The following is a 20,492-nucleotide window of genomic DNA, read 5'->3' on the forward strand; positions in this document are numbered from 1 at the left end:
AAATCCCTAAAAAGGGAGGAGACAACCATGAAGCTGAAACTCGCCATCGCGCTGTGTGCCGCGTTCGCGCTCGCCTGCGGTTCCTTGACGGCCGCAGCCAAGGATGTGCCTGAGAAGCCCGAACTGCACATCGCGGCGGCTTCGGTGGGCATCACCTACCTGCCCATGCTCGTCGCCAAACAGCGCGGCTATTTCAAGGACGAAGGGCTCGACGTGACCATCGCCGCATTCTCCGGCGGATCGAAGACACTGGAAGCGCTGCTCGGCGGCAGCTCCGACATGGTGGCGGGCGCGTATTCGAACACCATCACCATGGCCACCAAGGGACAGCATCTCGTGGTGGTCGCGGCGCAAGTCATCTGTCCGGGATGGATCTTCGGGGTGTCGCAGAAACGCGAGGGCGAAGTGAAATCGGCCAAGGACCTGAAGGGCATGCGAATCGGCGTGAGCGCGCCGGGTTCCAGCACGCACATGGCACTCAATTACATTCTGCACAAGGCGGGGCTGCAGTCTTCCGACGTGTCGATCATCGGCGTGGGACAAGCGGCCGGCGCGGTGGCGGCCGTGCGGGCCGGGCAGATCGATGCGCTGATCGTCAACGACCCGAGCGCCACTATCCTCATGAAGGATGGCAGCCTCAAGCCGCTGGAGAACATGCGCACGGCTGAAGGGAACGTCAAGGTGTTCGGTTCGGATTACCCCGAGTCGAGCCTCTTCGCGACGCAGGAGTTCATCGGCAAGAATCCCAAGACGGTGCAGGCCGTTGCCAATGCGATCGTGCGCGCCGAGAAGTGGATCGCCAAGGCGACGCCGCAGGAAGTCGCCGACAACGTGCCCCCGCAATATATCGGCGAGAACAAGGCGCTCTATGCGGAGGCCTTCACGAACAGCCGCCGTTGCATTGCGCAGAACGGCGAGATCACGCCGAAGGGCGCGCAGACGGTGCGCGAGGTGCTGGCGGCATTCGACCCTGCAGTGGCATCGGCGAAGATCGATCTTGCATCGACGTATGACAACCGGTTCGTCAGGAAAGCGGCGGAGATCCAGCCATGAGCACGGCAACGTATGGAATCAAGGGCACCCCGAGCGTCCCCCTAGACAGCGAAAAAACCGAAGTGCGCGAAGCCCTGCGTTTCGACAATGTGACCTGCACCTTCGCCGGCAACGGCAAGAGGGCGCAGACCTACACCGCCGTCTCGGAGGCCACGTTGTCGATCGGCGACGGCGAGTTCGTGTCGATCGTCGGTCCCACGGGCTGCGGCAAATCCACCTTGCTCAACGTTGCTGCCGGGCTTACGCGGCCCTCGTCGGGCAGCATCAGCGTCTTCGACAAGAAGCTGACGCACGGCTTGAATACGCAGGCAGCCTATCTTTTTCAGGTCGACGCGCTCATGCCCTGGAAGACGACCGAAGACAACATCGCGATGGGTCTGATCTTTCGGGGAACGCCGCGCGAACAGGCGCTCAGCGTGGCGCGCGGCTGGCTCGATCGCGTGGGACTTCAAGGACACGGCAAGAAGTATCCGCATCAGTTGTCCGGTGGCATGCGCAAGCGTGCCGGTCTCGCGCAGGCGCTCGCGCTCAACCCTCGCATCATTCTGATGGACGAGCCGTTCAGCGCGCTGGATATCCAGACGCGGCACCTGATGGAAAACGAGTTGCTGCAACTGTGGTCGCACGACCGCAAGTCCGTGATGTTCGTGACGCACGATCTGGAGGAGGCCATCTCGTTGTCGGACCGCGTCATCGTGCTTTCGGCCGGGCCTGGAACGCGGCCTATCGCCGAGTTCAAGATCGACCTCGAACGTCCGCGCGAGATGTCGGAAATCCGCATGACGCAGCGTTTCCTGCAACTGCACACCCAGATCTGGGACGTGCTCAGAGGCGAGGTTCTGAAAAGCTATGCGCGCAATCGAGTTTGACTCAAACAATCGCTTCACCGTCCTGGTCACGCGGCTTCTGATCCTGTTCGGTGTCTTGTTCCTGTGGTGGCTCGGCACGCATCAGAAGTGGCTGTCGCCGTTCTTCTTCGGCGATCCGCTCGGCGTGGCGGTGCGTATCGTCGACTGGTTCGTGACGGGCTCGATCTACCGTCATCTGTACACGACGCTCGTCGAAACCATGCTGGCGTTCGTGATCGGCACGGTCCTCGGGTTGGCATGCGGCCTGTGGCTTGCGCTCAGCCCGTTTCTCGCCACGGTCTTCGATCCGTTCATCAAGGCGATGAACTCGATGCCGCGCCTGATCTTCGCGCCGATCTTCGCGCTCTGGTTCGGACTCGGCATCTGGTCCAAGGTGGCGCTGGGCGTGACGCTCGTCTTCTTCGTCGTGTTCTTCAACGTCTTTCAGGGCGTGCGCGAGGTCAGCCCGACGGTGTTGTCCAACACGCGGATGCTGGGCGCCAACTCACGTCAATTGTTGCGGCATGTGTACTTGCCATCGGCGACGAGCTGGGTCTTTTCCAGCCTGCATAACGCAATCGGCATCGCCTTCGTGGGCAGCGTGGTGGGCGAATATCTCGGCTCGGAAAAGGGCGTGGGTTACCTGATCCTGCTGGCCGAAGGCGTATTCGATATCAACTCGGTGATCGCCGGCATTCTGGTGCTGACCGTGTTCGCCTTGATACTCGATACCGCCGTGTCGATGGTCGAGGATCATTTGCTGCGCTGGCGTCCTGTCGCCGGACAGACGGTGGCCACGAGCGCTTAAACCCCCGGCGCAATCGAAGATCACTAGAGGAGACCGTTTTGCAGACCAATGCAATCGATTTGAGGGCCCGCGTTGCCGTGGTGACGGGCGGCGCGCAGGGGATCGGCTTCGCGGTCGGCCGCAGGCTGCTTGCTTCCGGCGCGCGGCTTGCCATCTGGGATATCAACCCCGCCGGCATGGACGAGGCGCGCGAGCAACTGGGCGAGCACGATGTCCACTTCGAGCGTGTCGACATTGCCGATTACGCCAGCGTGCAGGCCGCCGTGGCGGGCACGCTGAAGGCCGCGGGGCGCATCGATATTCTCATCAACAACGCGGCTATCGTCGGCCCGAACGCCACGCTGATCGAGTATCCGATCGATATCTGGAAGCAGGTGATGGATATCGATGTCAACGGCACTTTCCACTGCTGCCGTGCCGTGGCCCCGGTCATGATCGACCAGAACTATGGGCGCATCGTCAATCTGTCCTCGGTCGCCGGCAAGGAAGGCAATCCGAGTGCGGCCGCGTATAGCTCGGCGAAGGCGGCCGTCATCGCCATGACCAAGTCGCTCGGCAAGGAACTGGCAAGCCACGATATCGCGGTGAACTGCGTGACACCCGCCGTGGCGCGAACGCCCGGCGCGATGGAGCAATCGCCCGAGCATATCCGCTACATGCTCGGCAAGATTCCGCGCGGCCGTTTTCTCGAACTCGACGAAGCCGCCGCGATGATCGCGTGGCTCGCCAGCGAGGAAAACTCATTCACCACCGGAGCGGTTTTCGATCTGTCCGGCGGTCGGGCCACTTACTAGCAACGTCAGCCTGGGAAGAGGGAGACATCATCGTGAGAACGCTCAGGCGCCTGTCGTTGCCAGCGCTCGCCATCTGTGCGGCACTGGTCAGCCAGTCGGCGAGCAGCGCCGCTCCCGTGCCGGAAAAGCCCAGGCTTCATCTGGCCGCGGCGGGTGTGGGCTTTCCGTATCTGCCGTTCGTCATTGCGGATAGCCGCGGATACTTCAAACAGGCCGGGCTGGAAGTCGAAATCGGCGTCTTCAGCGGCGGCGCGAAAGCGCTTCAGGCGATGATGGGCGGCAGCGCCGATATCGTCGCGGGCGCGTATTCGAACACCATCACGATGGCCGCGAAAGGCCAGAAGCTCGTGTCGTTCGTCACGCTGGCTTCGTGCCCCGGCTGGGTGTTCGGCGTGACGCGAGCGAGTCACGACAAGGTCAAGACCTACGCCGATCTGAAGGGCATGCGCATCGGCGTGAGTTCGCCGGGGTCGAGCTTTCATATGGGCGCGAACTATCTGCTGAACAAGGCGGGCGTGAAACCGGGCGATGTTTCGATCATCGGCGTGGGCTCGTCGGCAGGCGCGATTGCCGCCGCGCGCAGCGGGCAGATCGACGCCTTGATGAGCAACGACCCGGTCGCAACCGTGCTGCAGACGAGTGGCGATCTCTTTCCGCTTGCCGTGATGCGCGACCCGGCCGGCACCCGAGCAACGCTTGGCGGCGATTATCCGGAAGCCTCCATCTACACCACGCGGGAGTTCGCGGCCAAATATCCCAACACGGTGCAGGCGGTGACCAATGCGATTCTGGAAGCCGAACGCTGGATGGCGCAGGCGACGCCCGAACAAGTCGCCGCCGCCGTGCCGGCTCAATACGCTTTAGCCGACAAGGATGTCTTCGCGCAAGCCTACGCCAACATGCATGACTGCATTTCGCGCGATGGCCTGATGACCGATGCGGCGGCCCACACCGTGCACGACGTGCTGGCCGCGTTCGATCCCGACATCGGCAAGGCGTCCATCGATCTGAAGGCGACTTACGACAATCGTTTTGTCGAGCATGCCGACAAGCGCTGAAGGGAGGACGACAGCGATGGAAAGCCCAATACAAATCCTGGCGGAAGGCTTGAAGTTCCCGGAAGGGCCGGTGGCGATGCCCGACGGCTCCGTGGTGCTCGTCGAGATCGAGCGGGAGACCATCAGCCGCATTTCGCCCGACGGTAAAGTGAGCGTGCTGGCGGCGGTGGACGGCGGCCCCAACGGTCTGGCGCTCGGGCCGGATGGCGCCTTCTACATCTGCAATAACGGCGGTTTTCTGTTTCGTACCGTTGCCGGACTGAATCGCACGAAACCGGGCGTGCATCCGCGCTATACGAGCGGGCGTATCGAGCGCTTCGACCCGCAGTCGGGCTTGCTCACGACGCTGTATGACCACTGCGGCGATCATCCGCTGTGCGGTCCGAACGACATCGTGTTCGACCACGACGGCGGCTTCTACTTCACCGACTTCGGAAAGAACCGGCTGCGCGAGCGCGATCACGCGGGCCTCTATTACGCTCGCGCCGATGGTTCGGCCATCGTCGAGGTGGCGTATCCGCTCACCACGGCCAATGGCGTCGGTCTGTCGCCCGACGACAGCATCGTCTATGTGGCGGAGACCGAGACCGCGCGGCTCTGGGCATTCGATCTGGAAGCGCCCGGCCGGGCGCGCAGGCACCCTTATCCGTCGCCGCATGGCGGGCGTCTGGTTTGCGGCTTGCCGGGTTATCAGCGCTTCGACAGCCTGGCGCTGGACGCCGAGGGCAACATTTGCGTGGCCACGCTCGTGACCGGTTGCATCACGGTCGTCGCGCCATCCGGTGAAGTGCTGCGACAGGTGCCGGTGCCCGATGGCATGGTGACCAACATCTGCTTCGGCGGCGCCGACATGAAGACGGCCTACGTGACGCTCTCCGGCACGGGCCGCCTGGCCAGGCTGCAATGGCGGCAAGCAGGATTGCAGCTGGCTTATTCGTGATTGACCGATTGCCGGCGCCTAATGGTGTGCCGCATCCTGACTTGCAAGCAGATGCTTGAGAAACAGTTGCACCGGCACGGGAAGCGACTCGGCTTCGCGTACGCAGATTTTCCAGTGGCGCTCCGCCCAGGCTTCATCCAGATGCACGGCGATCAGCGGCGCGGAACTGACGTACCGTTCGGCGTGATGCTCCGGCACGAGCCCGATGCCAAGCCGCGCTTCCACCATGCTGCGCACCGGTTCGAAACCGTTGACGCGAATCGACAGCTTGAGCGGGTGATCGAGATCCGCCGCCGCGCGCAGCACCAACGAATTCAGATAGCTGCCCACTTGCGGCCCCACGAGCGGATACTCGGCGACTTCGCGGAACGTGACCCGTTCGGCGCGGCCAAGCGGATGATCGGGCGGCATGATGACCACCAGCCGGTCGCTGCGATAAGGGAAGACCTGCAGGCCGGTGGTAACCGTCGTGCCGCCGAACACGCCGATATCCGCCGCGTTTTCCGCCACGGCGCGGACCACCGCGGGGCTCAGGCTTTCCTGAAGATCGATGCGCAGCCCGGGGTGCATCTCCAGAAAAACGCGTATGTCGTTGGCGATGTACTGAACGATGGTCGAGAGGCTCGCATGTAAGCGAATCTGACCGCGCACGCCTTCGGCGTGGTCCAGTAACTCGCTCTCCATTTGGGCGATGTCTCGCAACAGCACGCGGGCGTGCTGCAGGAGTGCCGCAGCGGCGGTCGTCAGTTCGAGTCCCTTGTTGCTGCGCACGAAGAGCGCGTTCTTGAGCGTGTCTTCAAGATGGGACATGCGCTTGCTGAGCGCGGAAGGCGCAATGTTTTCCGCTTCCGCCGCGCGGGCAATGCTGCCGTGCTCGCACACGGCGATGAACAGTTTCAACGATTGCAGGTCGAATCGCATCGAGTCTCCGGGGTGCGGTCTTTTCGCCGCAGCGCTGCTTCCGAAGAGAAAGTATGCATCGGGTCTGGGGTGAGCGCAAAGGTTTAGGCGTCATGCTGCCTCCGGCTTGGGCTGCGGAAAGCGCACCTCGTAGCGTTCTCCGCAAGCCTTGAGCGGTGTGTCGAGATCGGCATGCAGATGCACGCCATTCTTCAGTTGCTCGGCCCGCCTTGCCATTGCGCGCTCGCCGGGAAGGCGCACGGGGTCGTTGATCGTGCGAGGCGGGTTGGTGCGGCAGGCGTCGCCGAGCCAATCCATCTGCCTCTGGAATGCTTCGATACCGCCGAATGCTGCCGGATCGTGCAGCGACATGAACACGGTCGCGCCCCAGCCTTCGTGTGGATCGGCGCGGCCAAAGCCGGCCAGTCCGCCTGTTAGCGCCTCGATCATCAACGCCATGCCGAATCCCTTGTGACCGGCGGCCAGTCCGCCGAGCGGCAGGATCGATCCGGGTGGATCGGCAAACAGCACGCCGGGATCATGCGTCGCGTTACCTTGTGCATCCATCATCCAAGGTTCGTCGAACGATTGGCCGTTCTGATGGCGGCGCGCGCTCATCGCGTTGGTCGTCACGGAGGACGAGATGTCGATCAGCATCGGAGTCGTCGATGTCGGTATGCCGAGAGCGATCGGGTTCGGCGTGAACAAGGCCCGCGTGCCGCCGAACGGCGCGACGCTTTGCACGCTCGGATCGGAGCTCGCCAGCATCATCACCAGGTTCATTTCGGTGGCGCGCAGGAGATACGCGGCAAGACATGCAATGTGATGACTGCGCCGGATCACGAGCGTAGCGGCGCCGAGTTCGCGGGCGCGCGGGGCAAGGACGTCGATGCCGGCATGCACGAGCGCGGGTCCGGGCAGACGCCGTCCGTCCCACAGCAACGCGGCAGGACGATCAGAGATGACTGCGGGCGCGCCGTCGCGTGTCATGGCGCCTTGTTCGAGCTGCTTCACGTAGCCTGGCAACAGCGCGAGTCCGTGCGTGTCGTGTCCCATCAAGTCGCCATCGACGAGAGTGCGTGCCACGTCCCGCGCATGAGCGCTCGCGAGCCCCGCCCGGCAAAGCACTTCCATTGCATATTCAAAGAGCGCGTTCGCGTCGTAGCGGGTCGTTCTCATCGACATCTCTCCCTTGGTGGTGTCATGCGTCGAGCGGTACGTGAGGCACGATAGTCGATCGATGCGACCCTGAGAAGACGTTGATTCAACGATCAAGTATTGTGCGCTAAAGGGCGGCTCCCCTAGACTGGCTTCGTCGATGTAGCGACAGGAGACTAGAGCCGTGAGCAACGAATACATCACCGGCAAGGTGAAAGCCATCATCGGCGCCGAGACCGAGTGGGTCACGTCGACGCATGCCGTCGAAGCAAGCGAAGTGCGCCGCTTCCATCATGCAACCATGGATGACGCGCGTCGTTACTGGGACGAAGACTGGGCCGCGACAAGTCGTTATGGCGCACTGGTCGCGCCGCCGGGTTTTCCGGTGCATGCCTTTCGCAGACCGCCGTCATCGCCCGACCCGCTGGATGACATGAACAAGCCTGACTACGATGGCCTGAGCCGCAGTTTCAGCGGCCTGCCGGCCGTCGAAGTGGAGTTGCCACGCGATCTGAACGGCGGCTACGAATACGAGCTCTACCGTTATGCGCGCATCGGCGAGAAGGTGCTGCGTCAGGCGCGCTACAAGGACATCGTGCAGCGCGACGGCAAAAGCGGACCGATGGTGCTCGTCATCATCGAAGAGACCTACGTGAACGAGAAGGGCGAGAAGCTTTTGAAGGTCACGAACACCCAGATCATGCGCTAGGCGAGGGTCATCATGGCTGCACTGTATTTTGAGGATGTCGAAACAGGCATGGAGATCCCGGCGCTCGTCAAGGGACCGATGACCACGGCGCATATCGTGCGCTGGTCGGCATCCATGGAGAACTGGCATCGCATTCATTACGACTGGCGCTTCGCCACGCAACACGACAAGTTACCCGACGTAATGGTCAACGGCTCGTGGAAACAGCACATCATGCTGCAACTGCTGACGGACTGGGCCGGTGAAAGCGGCTGGGCATGGAAGCTCCAGTTCCAGTTTCGCGGCATGAACGTGCCGGGCGATCTGCTCACGGCGTGGGGCCGCGTGACCGGAACCGAACGGCGCGGCGGCTTCGGTCTCGCGCATCTGGAAATCGGCTTGCGTAATCAGGAAGGCAGGGAAAGCACGCCCGGCAGCGCAACGGTCGTTCTGCCCTTGCGCAACGGCGCGCCCGTGCCTTATCCCTTCGATCCAGCCGTTCTCGAAGAGGCCGCATGAGCGCCGCTGACTTCGTATCCCCAGCGCGCGTGGTCGCCGCGCCGCTCGCCGGCGTGCGCGTGATCGAATGGAGCGACGCCATGCCCGCCGCTTTCTGTGCGCGCGTGCTGCGCGACCTCGGCGCGCAGGTGCTCAAGCTGGAACCGCCCGGTACTGGCGATACGTTGCGTCGAACCGGCCCGTTCGCACCCAATGCTCCTTATGGTGAAGATGCCGCGCTCTTCGCGTATCTGAATCACGGCAAGGAAAGCGCCACGCTCGATCCGTCGCATCGGCAAGGAGCTGCGTTGCTGCGGCGTCTCGTGGAATCCGCCGATCTGCTGATTACGTCCAATACAAGCCGCCTTGCGGAACTGCAACTCGACGGCAATACGCTCAGGCACATTCAGCCCGCGCTCGTCACGCTTTCCGTCACGCCCTGGGCTACGCATGCGGGACCCGACGCGCCGTCCGCGTACACCGACTTCACCCTCACGCATCACGCGGGCTATGCGTTCCATCAGGCGCGCCCCGTTCACGCACCCGATCAGCAAGCGCCCGTCGCCTGTGCCGACCGCGAAGTGGCGCTGGCCACGGGTGTGGCCGCCGCGAACGCCGCGCTCTGGGGCTTGCTCGAAGCGCAGATGAATGGCGAGGGACGCAGTATCGAATGCGCGGAGCTGGATGTGATCGCGCATCTGATGATCGAGCCCGTCGCCGATCATGGGCGCGGCGAACGCAGCTTCAGCCGGCTGCGCGAGGAACTGCAGGGCACCGAGGTCGCGGGCGGGCTGATCTGGCTGTTGCCGTGCAAGGACGGCTTCGTGATGATTTCGCCGCGCGAACAACATCAATGGGAACGCTGGGTCGAATTGCTCGGAAACCCGGCGTGGTCGCGCGATGAGACGCTGTGCGGCGAACGCACGGCGCGCAACGAAAACTGGATGATCCTGCAAGACGAGATGTCGAAGTGGACGCGCGAGCATAGCCGCGCCGACGTCTTCGAGCGCGCGCAGGCGGCGCGCGTGGCGTGTTTTCCGGTGAGCGGTGCGCGCGATCTTCTGGATAACGCGCAGCTGAATGCGCGCGGGTTTTTCGATCGCTGGCAGTGCGCGGGCGGCACGCCACTGTCGATGCCCGGCCTGCCGTTTGCCATGCGCACGACTTCGGGCGCAGAGTTGCCACGCGCGCGCGATGTCGTATCGCCCGCACTTGGCTCCGCTAACCGCGCGGTGTTCGAAGAGCGCCTCGGACTGTCGCCGGATGAAGTCGAAAGCTTGCGCCGGCATGGAGTCGTGTGATGACACAGAAAGCATTGGCGGGCTTGCGCGTCGTCGATTTCAGCTGGGTGCTGGCCGGACCCATGACTACCAAGATGCTCGCGGGCATGGGCGCGGAGATCATCAAGATCGAATCCGCGACGCGGCCCGAACATACGCAGCGTCCGCCCTGGTGGGCAGTGGTGAACGCCGGCAAGAAGAGCTGCACGATCAACCTGAGCCGGCCGCAAGGTCCGGAACTGATCCGGCGTCTGATCGCGCAGAGCGATATGGTCGTCGAAAACTTCTCCAACGGCGTGCTGGCGAAGTTTGGCCTCGATTACGCGACGCTTGCGCAGATTCGCCCCGATCTGATTTTCGTGTCCGCGTCGGGCACGGGTCGCGAAGGCCCGCAGCGCGATGCGCTTGCTTACGGCTCGTTATTGCAGGCGTACAGCGGTCGCGCCAGCGTGGTGGGCACGCCGAACGAGCGCGTGGAGGCCATGGGCATTCTGCCTGCGTGGACCGATCCGATTACTGCGCTCTGGGAAAGCTGCGCGGTGCTTGCGGCCATCCGGCACAGGCGCGTGAGCGGCGAGGGCGCGTACATCGATCTGTCGATGCTCGAAAGCACCGTCGCGCTATTGCCCGAACAGCTGTTTCGCGAGGCGCTCGGCAGCAAGACGCCAACGGCCACGGGCGCGCGCGAATGGGACGCCGCACCATCCGGATGCTTCCGCTGCTCAGGCGACGACGCCTGGCTCGCCGTTTCCATTGGCAACGACCGGCAATGGCGAGCGCTCTGCGACGCCATGCGCAAGCCCGAACTTGCTACCGATCCCCGCTTCTCCGATGCGTTCGGCCGCGCCGCGCATCGCGCAGCGGCGGACAATTTACTGGCAGAGTGGCTGCGCGACCAGACGCCCGCGCAAGCACTCGATGCGCTGCAGTCGCGTGGCGTGCCGGCCGCGCGTTCGAGACACATTGGCGTGGTGATGGAAGACCCGTATTTCGCCGATGGCGGCCTCTTCCCGCTGCTCGCGGACGGCTCACGCAGCATTGCGCTTCCGTGGCGCGATAACGCCGGCTTTCGCGGCGAATTCACGCCGCCGCCGCGCCTCGGCGAACACAACGACTACGTGTTCGGTGAGCTGCTCGGCCTCGATGCGCACGAAATTGAAACCTTGACCGAAGCGGGCGTGCTGCGTTGATGACGAGCGCGTTCGTGCAAAGACTCATTTTTGAAGGAGCAGGACCATGAAAGAAAAAGCGATGGTTTGCGAAGTCGGGCCGCGTGACGGTCTGCAAATGGCTCACGAGATCATGCCGACCGAGCAGAAAACGCGCTGGATCGCGGCAATCGCGCAAGCGGGTATCGGCGAAATAGAGGTCGGCAGTTTCGTTCCGCCAAAGCTCGTGCCGCAAATGGCGGACACCGAGGCAATCGTCAAGGCGGCGCTGCTACAACCCGGCTTGCGCGTGATGGCACTCGTGCCCAACCTGCGCGGTGCGCAGGCGGCATATGCGGCGGGCGCACATGGCGTCGGCATACCGGTTTCGGTGAGCGAGGGACACAGCCGCTCGAACACGCGCAAGGGCACCATGGAGCAGGTGGACGAAGTACGGCGAATCGTCGAATGGGTGCGCGAGCAGGAGCGGCCAATGGCGATCGAGCCGGGTTGCGCGACGGCCTTCGGCTGCGCCATCGACGGCGAGATTCCCTTGCAAAAGGTAATCGAAACGGCCGTCGCGCTAGCCGAAGCAGGCGTCGATGCCGTCGCGCTCGCGGATACCGTCGGCTACGGCAATCCCGTTCAGGTACGCAAGATGGTCAAGGCCGTGCGCGCGGAGATCGGCGACAAGCTGACCAAACTGCATCTGCACGACACGATGGGACTCGGCCTCGCCAATGCGCTGGCGGGGCTCGAAGAAGGCATCCGTTCCTTCGATTCCGCGCTCGCGGGCCTTGGCGGCTGTCCGTTCGCGCCGGGCGCGTCGGGCAACATCGTCACGGAAGACCTCGTCTTCATGCTGGAAAGCATGGGCTTCGATACTGGAATAGACCTGGAACGGCTGATCGCCGCGCGCGAACTGCTGCACGAAGGGCTGCCTGGCGAGCCGATGTACGGGCAGGTGCCAAAGGCCGGCATTCCCAAGACTTTCCGCCGGACGGCTGGACTTCATGCATAAACGGAGCGTGTTCGACCGCGGTACTGGCATGACCCGATTGTGAGCATCCACGCGTTTGATTATCTTGTGGTTCACTGTGCCCCGTCCGGCGCTTTTGCGCTGGCAGCTTCGCATGGGACCAGGACGGGCGCTTCGGCGCCCGTCCTGGGTCGACAGGAGACCGAGGTGCAATCGAACCCGCATGATGCCGCCAGCGCGCCGCCCGACGCGCCCGGCGATTACCTGACACGCGCTGAAACGCTCGCGCTGCTGCAGATCAAGCTGCAAACGTTGTACGCCTACGTCAGCCGCGGCTTGATTCGCAGCGTGCCGCAAGGCGACAAGGGGCGCCGGCTTTATGCGCGCCAGGATGTCGAACGCATGAAATCGCGCGCCGATGCCCGCAGTGGCCACGCGCCCGTCGCCGCGGCCGCCATGCGCTGGGGCGAGCCGATCATATCGAGCACGCTCACCGAAATCACGGCCGAAGGTCCGCGTTATCGCGGCGTCGCGGCGCTCGAACTCGCGCGCAAGGGAAAGACCTTCGAACAGGTCGTGAAAGCGCTCTGGAATCCACGCGACGACGTGATCCTTTCGTGGCAGCCGTGCGGTCGCACGTTACGTTTCGCCGATGCCTGGTCGCGCACGGCGGGTCTCCAGCCACGTCGAGAACTCGTGCGCTTCTTCGCCGATATTGCAATGCGCTTCGGCGGCGAGCATCTGCGCGCGTTGCAGGCCGGCGACGCGCAGTTCATCGAATGCAGTCGCATGATCGCAACGATGGCGCATTGCCTTGCGCATTTGCGACGCGCAACGCCGGGCGCTGCGGCGGGCGTCACGCGCAAACGCGCGGACGGTCTCGCCGCGACGCTGTTGACCGTGCTCGGTGGTTCGGCGTCTGCCGCGCATCGTGCCGCGCTCGACGCCGCGCTCGTGCTGTGCGCGGATCACGAACTCGCGCAGGCGACCTTCGTGGCGCGTATCGCGGCGTCGGCGGGAGCGGATATCGGCGAATGCGTGGCGGCGGCCATCCTCACGCAGACGGGGCTCACGTCCGCGCGATCGTACGAAGCCACCGAGGACCTGCTGCGCGCATGCCGCACGGTTGCAGAAGCGCAACGGCTCTTCACGGAGCACTATGCGGCACACCGGAATCTGCCGGGCTTCAATCATCCCTTGTATCCGGATGGCGACCCGCGCGCGAGCTACCTGATCGATCTCGCGCGGCGGCTCGAAGGGCGGCACGCCGCGGTCGATCCGCTCTTCGCGGCACTCAAGATCGCAGCGGGCTACGGCTGTCTGCCGAGCCTGGAAGTTGGCCTGACCATGCTAACCGTGGCATTGGGGCTGCCGCCGCGCAGCGCGTTTTGCCTGTTCATCATCGGACGGTCGGCGGGGTGGGTGGCGCATATCATCGAGCAGCGCGAATCCGGCGCTTTGATACGCCCACGCGCGGACTACCTCGAGGCGAACGCCCCGCAGAACGATTCGGACGAGAGGCGCTTGTTGACGTCGATCCTGCCGCCCTGAATCTCCGCATCGCACGACATGACGCCGACGGCCCTTCGCGAGGGCCGTTTTTCTTGGGCGCCGCGATCAAGTTGATTCAACGATCAAGTATTGTGGGCCGCTCCATGCGTCACTAGACTGGGCTAATCGAAAGGAGACAGCGGCCCGGACAAGCTAGCGACAGACAATGCGAACCAAGCCAGCAATTCCACACCGTCCTCATCGAATAGTTAGTATCCCCGATATTCACGACCGGTACGATGCGCCTTAGGCATTCAGCCGGCTGCACAGGAGGAGAAGAGGATGAACACCCCGAACAGGGCCATCGGCGCCGATGTCGCCGGGTCGCTCGACAGCGCGGATTATCCGGCGCGCGTCATCACGGCAGGCGGCGTGACCGCACGCTTCGACCGGTTGCCAATGACCGCCACGCTGTGGAAGCTCCTCACCCTCGTCGCACTCGGCGGCTTCTTCGAACTCTACGATGTGTACTTCGCGGGCTATATCGCGCCGGGCTTGTTCCGCTCGGGCATCCTCACGGCGACCACGCCCACTTTCTTCGCGATGAACGGTCTCGCCGGCTTTCTGGCGTCGCTGTTCATCGGGCTTTTCATTGGCACGATCTGCTTCGGCAGTCTCGCTGACCGATTCGGCCGGCGCCGCGTCTTCGCCGCATCCATGCTGTGGTATTGCATTGCGACGGTCTTCATCGCGTTTCAGGATACGGCGCTAGGACTGAACGTGTGGCGTGTGATTTGCGGCATCGGCGTCGGCGTGCAGTACGTGACGATCGATTCCTACGTCTCCGAATTGACGCCGCGACACGCACGCGGCATGGCGTTCGGGCTTGTATATGGCGTGGCGCAGATTTGCGCGCCGCTGATCGCGTTCCTTGCGTGGGTGCTGGTGCCGATTTCCCCGCTGGGTTTCGAGGGCTGGCGCTGGGTGATCGCGCTCGGATCGGTGGGCGCGCTGCTCGTGTGGTATCTGCAATTGCGTCTGCCGGAATCGCCGCGCTGGCTCGTGCAGAAAGGTCGCCTCGACGAGGCTGAACGCGTCATGCAGATGATCGAAACCCGCGTTCGCCGTGACTACGGCAAGGACCTGCCGCCACCGGCCGACGCGCCCGAAGCCGAGGAGCAGGAAGGCACGTTGCGCGAGGCATTCAGCCCGCGTTATCGCAGCCGCACGCTGATGCTCGTGGTCGTGAACTTCTTTCAGACGATTGGTTACTACGGCTTCGTCAGCTGGATTCCGACGCTGCTCATCGCCAAGGGCATCATGGTGACGCGCAGCCTCGAATACACTTTTCTGATCGTGCTGCTTTATCCAATCGCACCATTCATCGTCATGCTGGTGGCAGACCGCTTCGAGCGCAAATGGCAGCTCGTGTGCAGTGCGATCTCGGTGGCCGTGATCGGCGTAATCTTTTCGATGCTCAAGGCGCCGGGCTGGCTCATCGCGGTGGGGATCGTGCAGACGCTCGTGGTCAATTGGCTGTCGACTATCGTGCATACCTACCAGGCCGAGTTGTTCCCGACGCGCATGCGAGCGGGCGCGGTGGGCTTCGTGTATTCGTGGAGCCGGCTGTCGTCGATCTTCGTGGGCTTTTTCATCGCGTTCTTTTTGCGCGAGTTCGGCGTGCCGGGCGTGTTCGCCTTCATCTTCGCCGCGATGGCGATCGTCGTCGTGGCGGTGGCGCTCTTCGGGCCGCGCACCACGGGGCTGGCGCTCGACGACATCGCGCGGTGAGTACGCGCATCGACGCCCTTGCGGAGCAGCCAATGGATTCCGTAGACCCGAAGGTCGTATCCGGCACCATCAACGGCAGGCTCGACCGGCTGCCGATGACTCGGCACATGTGGACGCTCTTGATGCTGATCGCAGCGGGCGGTCTCTTCGAACAATACGATATCTATTTCACAGGTTATATCGCGCCGGGTTTGTTCCAGAGCAAGCTGCTGACTTCGACCACTGCATCGTTCTTCGATCTCAACGGTCTTGCAGCCTTTCTCGGGTCGCTGTTCCTCGGGCTGTTCATCGGTACGATCTGTTTCAGCTATATCGCCGATCGCTTCGGGCGGCGGGTGGTCTTTCTCGGCTCGATGATCTGGTATAGCGTCACGACGTTCATTTTGGCGTTTCAGGGCTCGGTGCACGGTCTCGAGATATGGCGGCTGATAGGCGGTATAGGCATCGGCGTCGAGATGATCACGATCGACACCTACATCTCCGAACTCGCGCCCCGCGGTGCGCGCGGCAAAGCATTCGCGTTGTTCTACGGGCTGGCGCAAATCAGCGCGCCGCTCGTGGCCTTTCTAGCGTGGATGTTCGTGCCGACGAGACCGTTCGGCTTCGATGGCTGGCGCTGGGTGATTCTTTTCGGCTCGTTCGGCGCGGTGCTCGTGCTGTTCTTGCGGCGCCGCTTGCCCGAGTCGCCGCGCTGGCTCGCGCAACATGGGCGGCTCGCCGAGGCCGACCGCGTGCTTTCGGTTATCGAAGCGAAGGTGCAAAAGGAGTACGGCCAAGCGTTGCCCGAACCTGAAAAGGCCGTTGGCACGGTACATCCGGAAGGGCGTATCGCCGAAATGTTCGGGCCGGTTTACCGCACGCGCACCATCATGTTGATGATCGTGAACTTCTGCCAGACCATCGGCTATTACGGCTTCGTGAGTTGGATTCCAACGCTTCTGATAGCGAAGGGCATTCTTGTCACGCGAAGTCTCGAATACACGTTTCTCATCGTGTTGACCTATCCGGTCGCGCCGCTTCTCGTCATGCTCGTGATCGACCGCTTCGAGCGCAAATGGCAGCTCGTGTGCAGTGTGATATCCGTGGCGATCATCGGCACGATCTTCGCCATGCTGAACGCGCCGGGCTGGCTCATTATGGTTGGATGCCTGCAGACGCTTGTCGTCAACTGGATGTCCACCATCGTGCATGCCTACCAGTCGGAACTGTTTCCAACCTGGATGCGCGCTCGCGCGGTCGGCTTCGTGTTCTCGTGGAGCCGGTTGAGTTCGATATTCGCAGGCTTCTTCATCGCCTTTTTCCTGCGTGAATTCGGGCAGGCTGGCGTGTTTGCGTTCATCGGCGGTGCAATGGCGATCATCGCCACGACGGTGGCGTGGCTCGGTCCGCGTGTCACCGGCCGCGCGCTGGAGGAGATCGCCCATTGAGCGAGCTGGAATGTGTCGGCAATACGCGCGATGTACTCGGGGAGTCTGCGTACTGGTCGGTCGAAGAAAAGGCGCTGTATTGGGTCGACATCCGCAGCCATCTGATCCGCCGCCGCAAATGGGGCGACGACCACACGCAAACCTGGACCATGCCCGAACTCGTAGGCTCGATCGCGCCATGCGCGTCGCGGCTCGGATTAATCGTGGCACTACGCTCGGCCATCGCGTTCTTCGATCCGGCGAGCGGCGCCATTGAACGTTTCGACGCGCCGCACGCAAGCCAGCCACAAATGCGCTTCAACGATGGCAAGTGCGATAGACAGGGACGATTCTGGGTCGGCTCGATGGATGACATCGGACGCGCGCCGGTGGGCGCGCTGTATCGCTTCGAAGCGGGGCGTTATACGCGCGTGATCGAACGCGTAGCCGTGCCCAATAGCCTGTGCTTCTCGCCGGACGGCGCGACGATGTACTTTGCGGACGGCATCGAGCCCGTGATCTGGGCGTTTCCATTCGATATTTCGACGGGCATGCCGGGCGAGCGACGTCTCTTCGCGCGGCTCGACCGCGACACGGGAATTCCCGATGGCGCAACCGTCGATCGTCATGGCTACCTGTGGAGCGCGCAATATGGCGGCGGTGTCGTCAAGCGATACGCGCCCGATGGACGCATCGACCGCGTCGTGCCGATGCCGGTCACGCAGCCAGCAAGCTGCACGTTCGGCGGGCCGGATATGCGTACGCTTTTTGTGACGAGCGGTACGCGTAAGTTGTCCGTGGAAGCGCTCGAGACGCAACCGCTTGCAGGGGCGTTGTTTTGTTTGCGCACCGATATTGAAGGATGCGCTGAAGCGGCATACGTTGGCTGAGCGCGCCTTACAAACTCGAGCCAATCCCACGTCGCCCCCCTCATCGCGGCACGTCCCCCTTGAGCGTGATCCGCTGCATCACCCGCCGAAACCCGTGATAATCGTTCACCGGATTATGCTGAGCCGCGCGATTGTCCCAGAACGCAATCGCGTTGTTCGACCAGACGAACCGGCACGTGAACTCCGGTTTCACCTGATGTCGAAACAGGAAGTCGAGCAGCGGCGCGCTTTCGTCGGTGGTCATGCCGTCGATGCCGACCGTATGCGCAATGTTCACGTAAAGCCCCTTGCGTCCCGTTTCCGGATGCGTGCGCACGACGGGATGCTTCGCCACGAAATCGTCCGGCTTCTTGCCCGCGCCGTCCGTTCGAATGCGATCCTCCCGGGTACGCGACACATCCGCCTTGGCCGATGAACTGATGCCCTTCAGTCCTTCGAGGAGCCGCTTCATGGTGTCGGACAACGCGTCGTACGCAAGCTGCTGGTTCGCGAACAGGGTGTCGCCGCCATAGGGCGGAATCTCGCGCGAGAGCAGCATCGAGCCCATGGGCGGCACGTCGAGATAGGTCGTGTCCGAATGCCAGATGCCGCCGAAATTCACGCGCTCCGTTTCCAGTTTCTTGACTTCGATGATGGTCGGAAAACCTTCGAGGCTCTTCACAAAGGGATATTCGATAGGCTCGCCCATCGCCTCCGCAAAATCCAGGAACTGCCGGGGAGCGAGGTTCTGGTCACGCAGAAAGATGACGAGATGCTCGTTGAGCGCCGCGCGCAAAACGCTCGCTTGTTCGCGCGTCACGCCCCGCGACAGATCGATGCCGGCGATTTCGGCGCCCAGCGCGCCCGCCACTTTGCGAATGTCCATGCGAACTCCTCGTAGCCGGGCGTGTGTCAGTTCGCGCCGAGCAGCATTGTCGAAAGCGAAGGAAAAATACCGATGAGCGCAAGAACGCCCATCATGATGAACACATAAGGCAACGTGCCGAGCACGATCCGTCGCAACGGGACATCGGGCGCGACGCTCTGCACGACAAAGAGGTTGAGTCCCACCGGCGGATGGATGAGCGCCATCTCCATGTTGATGACGACGACCACGCCGAACCAGATCAGATTCCAGTGATACGCCTCCACGACCGGCACGAGCACGGGCATGGTCACGACGATGATCGCGATCGTCTCCATGAAGCAGCCGAGAAAGATCAGCAACACGTTGATGCTCACGAACAGCACCCACGGTTCGACGTGCGCGCCCGCGACGGTTTGCGTGAGCGACGCCGCAACCTGGCTCGTCGTCATCACATAACCGAACACGATGGCCGATGAAATCACCGCGAGGATCATCACGCTGCTTTGGGCCGCGCTGATCAGGATCTGCCGAAACTTGCTCCACGAAAGCTCCCGGTACACGACGCCCGCAAGCACCAGACTTGCGACGATACCGAGCGACGCCGCTTCCTGAGGCGTTGCAAGCCCGCGATACAGCGAGCCGAGAATGATGAGAATCAACAGAGCGAACGGGCCGACGTCTTTCAATGCGACGAAACGTTCGCGCATGCTCGCGAGCGGCCGCGTGCGCCTTTCGCTCTCGCTGCCGCGCGCACGATCGCGCATGGCGAGCAGTATTTGATAGATGCCGAAAGCAGAAGCCATGATCGCGCCGGGGATGAGTGTCGCGACGAACAGTTTGCCGATACTTTGCTCCGCGATCACGCTATACACGATCAACGGTATGCTCGGCGGTAACAGAATGCCGAGCGTGCCGCCGGCCGCGACCGCGCCGCATGCACGCGCTTCGGGAACGCGGTGCCGGCGCATCTCCGACACAGCGAAGCCGCCGATGGCCGCCGCCGTCGCCACGCTCGAACCGGATACGGCCGCCATCACGCCGCATGCAAGCGTCGTCGCGACGGCGAGGCCGCCGGGCACGCCGTCGAGGATCGTCGCCAGCGCCGCATAAAGACGCGCGCCCATGCCCGACGCGGAGACGATCGCGCCCATGAACATGAACATCGGCACGGAAGTCAGCGTGAAGGTGGCAACCGATCCCCAGTACGTACTCGGTACGAGACTCAGTGCATCCCATCCGCCGCCCGTGACGAACAGCGAGGCGAGGGCGACGAACAGCAACGCGAACGCAATGGGCACGCCCATCGACAACACCGCGAGCAAGCCGCCGAACATCCCCGCACCGATGACGAGCTGATTCATTCTTCTCTCCCGAGCAGCATGTCGTCGATGGCGACTTCACGGCCTGCCGGTTCGCGTGCGAATACGATGGTCAGCAAGCGTACGATCTGCGCGATGCACAAAAGCAGCATGCCCGCGAAGAAGCCCGAATAAGGAATCCACAGCGAGAGCGAGAACATGCCCCACGAACGTTCACCGCTCGTGTACGCCTCCCACCAGAAGTCGAATGCGAGGCATGCGAGCGCGAACGCGACCGCCGTGACGATGGCCGTCGATATGAACGCGAGCGCGCGCTTGCCACGTTCGCCGAGATGTGCGCTGAGAACGTCGACCTTGAGATGCCGGCCTTGCCACGCCAGCGCCGCGGTGCCCACGAAGGTCATGTAGGCCATGAGGTAAGTCGTGACTTCCGTCACCCAGACATCGGAAAGATGCAGCGCTTCGCGCGCGAGCACGCCATACGAAATGACGAGCACGGTCGCGATGACCGCCGCGCCGACGGACAACGCGACGCCCCGGCAAAAGGCGTCGAGCCCGCGCGAGAAGCGGTCCAATGCGTGGCGCATCGCGGCCTC

20 protein-coding genes are annotated in these 20,492 nt (G+C 63.2%); 15 read left to right on the forward strand and 5 right to left on the reverse strand.

Annotation, left to right across the window (positions count from 1 at the left end; all coding sequences use genetic code 11):
* The first annotated feature begins 27 nt into the window (after nucleotides 1-27).
* Genes NCR98_RS26490 through NCR98_RS26515 form a run of 6 tightly spaced genes read left to right on the forward strand, consistent with a single transcriptional unit; the run spans nucleotide 28 to nucleotide 5,501 of the window.
* The gene (locus NCR98_RS26490; protein WP_250511233.1) at nucleotides 28-1,053 is read left to right on the forward strand and encodes an ABC transporter substrate-binding protein; all 1,026 of its coding nucleotides are present in this window, start codon (nucleotides 28-30) and stop codon (nucleotides 1,051-1,053) included.
* Entirely contained in the window at nucleotides 1,050-1,922 is an 873-nt protein-coding gene (locus NCR98_RS26495; protein WP_250527811.1) for an ABC transporter ATP-binding protein, read from the forward strand. Before NCR98_RS26490 ends, NCR98_RS26495 begins: the two co-directional genes overlap by 4 nt.
* Entirely contained in the window at nucleotides 1,903-2,709 is an 807-nt protein-coding gene (locus NCR98_RS26500) for an ABC transporter permease (RefSeq protein WP_244830399.1), read from the forward strand. Before NCR98_RS26495 ends, NCR98_RS26500 begins: the two co-directional genes overlap by 20 nt.
* A 38-nt stretch (nucleotides 2,710-2,747) precedes the next feature.
* Complete coding sequence (locus NCR98_RS26505) at nucleotides 2,748-3,503, forward strand: SDR family NAD(P)-dependent oxidoreductase (protein ID WP_250527812.1); 756 nt, start codon at nucleotides 2,748-2,750, stop codon at nucleotides 3,501-3,503.
* 32 nt (nucleotides 3,504-3,535) lie between these two features.
* Nucleotides 3,536-4,561, forward strand: a complete 1,026-nt coding sequence (locus tag NCR98_RS26510) for an ABC transporter substrate-binding protein (protein ID WP_250468285.1) — start codon at nucleotides 3,536-3,538, stop codon at nucleotides 4,559-4,561.
* 16 nt (nucleotides 4,562-4,577) lie between these two features.
* Nucleotides 4,578-5,501 carry an SMP-30/gluconolactonase/LRE family protein gene (locus NCR98_RS26515; protein WP_250527813.1) on the forward strand — a complete coding sequence of 308 codons (924 nt, stop codon included), beginning with the start codon at nucleotides 4,578-4,580 and terminating at the stop codon, nucleotides 5,499-5,501.
* Between the two features lie 18 nt (nucleotides 5,502-5,519).
* Here the strand turns inward: NCR98_RS26515 and NCR98_RS26520 are convergent, their stop codons facing one another.
* Complete coding sequence (locus NCR98_RS26520; RefSeq protein WP_244830394.1) at nucleotides 5,520-6,422, reverse strand: LysR substrate-binding domain-containing protein; 903 nt, start codon at nucleotides 6,420-6,422, stop codon at nucleotides 5,520-5,522.
* 90 nt (nucleotides 6,423-6,512) lie between these two features.
* Nucleotides 6,513-7,586 carry an Ldh family oxidoreductase gene (locus NCR98_RS26525; RefSeq protein WP_250527814.1) on the reverse strand — a complete coding sequence of 358 codons (1,074 nt, stop codon included), beginning with the start codon at nucleotides 7,584-7,586 and terminating at the stop codon, nucleotides 6,513-6,515.
* A gap of 157 nt (nucleotides 7,587-7,743) precedes the next feature.
* Between NCR98_RS26525 and NCR98_RS26530 the strand changes: the two genes are divergently transcribed.
* The 9 genes from NCR98_RS26530 (at nucleotide 7,744) to NCR98_RS26570 (ending at nucleotide 17,730) form a co-directional block, all read left to right on the forward strand.
* Nucleotides 7,744-8,268 (forward strand): FAS1-like dehydratase domain-containing protein, encoded by a 525-nt coding sequence (locus NCR98_RS26530; RefSeq protein WP_250527815.1) that lies wholly within the window; start codon nucleotides 7,744-7,746, stop codon nucleotides 8,266-8,268.
* A gap of 12 nt (nucleotides 8,269-8,280) precedes the next feature.
* Nucleotides 8,281-8,766 carry a hotdog family protein gene (locus NCR98_RS26535; protein ID WP_250468289.1) on the forward strand — a complete coding sequence of 162 codons (486 nt, stop codon included), beginning with the start codon at nucleotides 8,281-8,283 and terminating at the stop codon, nucleotides 8,764-8,766.
* Nucleotides 8,763-10,046: a CaiB/BaiF CoA transferase family protein gene (locus tag NCR98_RS26540; RefSeq protein WP_250527816.1), complete on the forward strand. Its 1,284-nt coding sequence runs from the start codon at nucleotides 8,763-8,765 to the stop codon at nucleotides 10,044-10,046. The genes NCR98_RS26535 and NCR98_RS26540 overlap by 4 nt, the downstream gene beginning before the upstream one ends.
* A complete protein-coding gene (locus NCR98_RS26545) occupies nucleotides 10,046-11,215 on the forward strand; it encodes a CaiB/BaiF CoA transferase family protein (RefSeq protein WP_250527817.1) in 1,170 nt (389 codons plus the stop codon). Before NCR98_RS26540 ends, NCR98_RS26545 begins: the two co-directional genes overlap by 1 nt.
* Before the next feature lie 46 nt (nucleotides 11,216-11,261).
* The gene (locus tag NCR98_RS26550) at nucleotides 11,262-12,194 is read left to right on the forward strand and encodes a hydroxymethylglutaryl-CoA lyase (RefSeq protein ID WP_250527818.1); all 933 of its coding nucleotides are present in this window, start codon (nucleotides 11,262-11,264) and stop codon (nucleotides 12,192-12,194) included.
* A gap of 165 nt (nucleotides 12,195-12,359) precedes the next feature.
* Complete coding sequence (locus NCR98_RS26555; protein WP_250527819.1) at nucleotides 12,360-13,703, forward strand: citrate synthase; 1,344 nt, start codon at nucleotides 12,360-12,362, stop codon at nucleotides 13,701-13,703.
* 282 nt (nucleotides 13,704-13,985) lie between these two features.
* Nucleotides 13,986-15,434 carry an MFS transporter gene (locus NCR98_RS26560; RefSeq protein ID WP_250468294.1) on the forward strand — a complete coding sequence of 483 codons (1,449 nt, stop codon included), beginning with the start codon at nucleotides 13,986-13,988 and terminating at the stop codon, nucleotides 15,432-15,434.
* Between the two features lie 32 nt (nucleotides 15,435-15,466).
* Entirely contained in the window at nucleotides 15,467-16,861 is a 1,395-nt protein-coding gene (locus NCR98_RS26565; protein WP_250468295.1) for an MFS transporter, read from the forward strand.
* The gene (locus NCR98_RS26570; protein WP_250527820.1) at nucleotides 16,858-17,730 is read left to right on the forward strand and encodes an SMP-30/gluconolactonase/LRE family protein; all 873 of its coding nucleotides are present in this window, start codon (nucleotides 16,858-16,860) and stop codon (nucleotides 17,728-17,730) included. Before NCR98_RS26565 ends, NCR98_RS26570 begins: the two co-directional genes overlap by 4 nt.
* A 40-nt stretch (nucleotides 17,731-17,770) precedes the next feature.
* On the opposite strand, the gene NCR98_RS26575 is transcribed toward NCR98_RS26570, so the two are convergent.
* Genes NCR98_RS26575 through NCR98_RS26585 form a run of 3 tightly spaced genes read right to left on the reverse strand, consistent with a single transcriptional unit; the run spans nucleotide 17,771 to nucleotide 20,483 of the window.
* Nucleotides 17,771-18,595 (reverse strand): TauD/TfdA dioxygenase family protein, encoded by an 825-nt coding sequence (locus NCR98_RS26575; RefSeq protein ID WP_250527821.1) that lies wholly within the window; start codon nucleotides 18,593-18,595, stop codon nucleotides 17,771-17,773.
* Nucleotides 18,596-18,621: 26 nt separating this feature from the next.
* Nucleotides 18,622-19,938 (reverse strand): TRAP transporter large permease, encoded by a 1,317-nt coding sequence (locus tag NCR98_RS26580; protein WP_250527822.1) that lies wholly within the window; start codon nucleotides 19,936-19,938, stop codon nucleotides 18,622-18,624.
* The gene (locus NCR98_RS26585; protein ID WP_244830391.1) at nucleotides 19,935-20,483 is read right to left on the reverse strand and encodes a TRAP transporter small permease; all 549 of its coding nucleotides are present in this window, start codon (nucleotides 20,481-20,483) and stop codon (nucleotides 19,935-19,937) included. The genes NCR98_RS26580 and NCR98_RS26585 overlap by 4 nt, the downstream gene beginning before the upstream one ends.
* Nucleotides 20,484-20,492: the final 9 nt, after the last annotated feature.

Origin of the sequence: Caballeronia sp. GAWG2-1 (assembly GCF_023631405.1) — a bacterium.
GTDB lineage: Bacteria > Pseudomonadota > Gammaproteobacteria > Burkholderiales > Burkholderiaceae > Caballeronia.

Coding starts and splice junctions, on each gene's coding strand:
- NCR98_RS26565 (WP_250468295.1), top strand. CDS start 15,467: ATGGATTCCGTAGACCCGAAGGTCGTATCCGGCACCATCAACGGCAGG.
- NCR98_RS26515 (WP_250527813.1), top strand. CDS start 4,578: ATGGAAAGCCCAATACAAATCCTGGCGGAAGGCTTGAAGTTCCCGGAA.
- NCR98_RS26580 (WP_250527822.1), bottom strand. CDS start 19,938: ATGAATCAGCTCGTCATCGGTGCGGGGATGTTCGGCGGCTTGCTCGCG.
- NCR98_RS26585 (WP_244830391.1), bottom strand. CDS start 20,483: ATGCGCCACGCATTGGACCGCTTCTCGCGCGGGCTCGACGCCTTTTGC.
- NCR98_RS26540 (WP_250527816.1), top strand. CDS start 8,763: ATGAGCGCCGCTGACTTCGTATCCCCAGCGCGCGTGGTCGCCGCGCCG.
- NCR98_RS26550 (WP_250527818.1), top strand. CDS start 11,262: ATGAAAGAAAAAGCGATGGTTTGCGAAGTCGGGCCGCGTGACGGTCTG.
- NCR98_RS26545 (WP_250527817.1), top strand. CDS start 10,046: ATGACACAGAAAGCATTGGCGGGCTTGCGCGTCGTCGATTTCAGCTGG.
- NCR98_RS26575 (WP_250527821.1), bottom strand. CDS start 18,595: ATGGACATTCGCAAAGTGGCGGGCGCGCTGGGCGCCGAAATCGCCGGC.
- NCR98_RS26520 (WP_244830394.1), bottom strand. CDS start 6,422: ATGCGATTCGACCTGCAATCGTTGAAACTGTTCATCGCCGTGTGCGAG.
- NCR98_RS26495 (WP_250527811.1), top strand. CDS start 1,050: ATGAGCACGGCAACGTATGGAATCAAGGGCACCCCGAGCGTCCCCCTA.
- NCR98_RS26560 (WP_250468294.1), top strand. CDS start 13,986: ATGAACACCCCGAACAGGGCCATCGGCGCCGATGTCGCCGGGTCGCTC.
- NCR98_RS26535 (WP_250468289.1), top strand. CDS start 8,281: ATGGCTGCACTGTATTTTGAGGATGTCGAAACAGGCATGGAGATCCCG.
- NCR98_RS26525 (WP_250527814.1), bottom strand. CDS start 7,586: ATGTCGATGAGAACGACCCGCTACGACGCGAACGCGCTCTTTGAATAT.
- NCR98_RS26500 (WP_244830399.1), top strand. CDS start 1,903: ATGCGCGCAATCGAGTTTGACTCAAACAATCGCTTCACCGTCCTGGTC.
- NCR98_RS26490 (WP_250511233.1), top strand. CDS start 28: ATGAAGCTGAAACTCGCCATCGCGCTGTGTGCCGCGTTCGCGCTCGCC.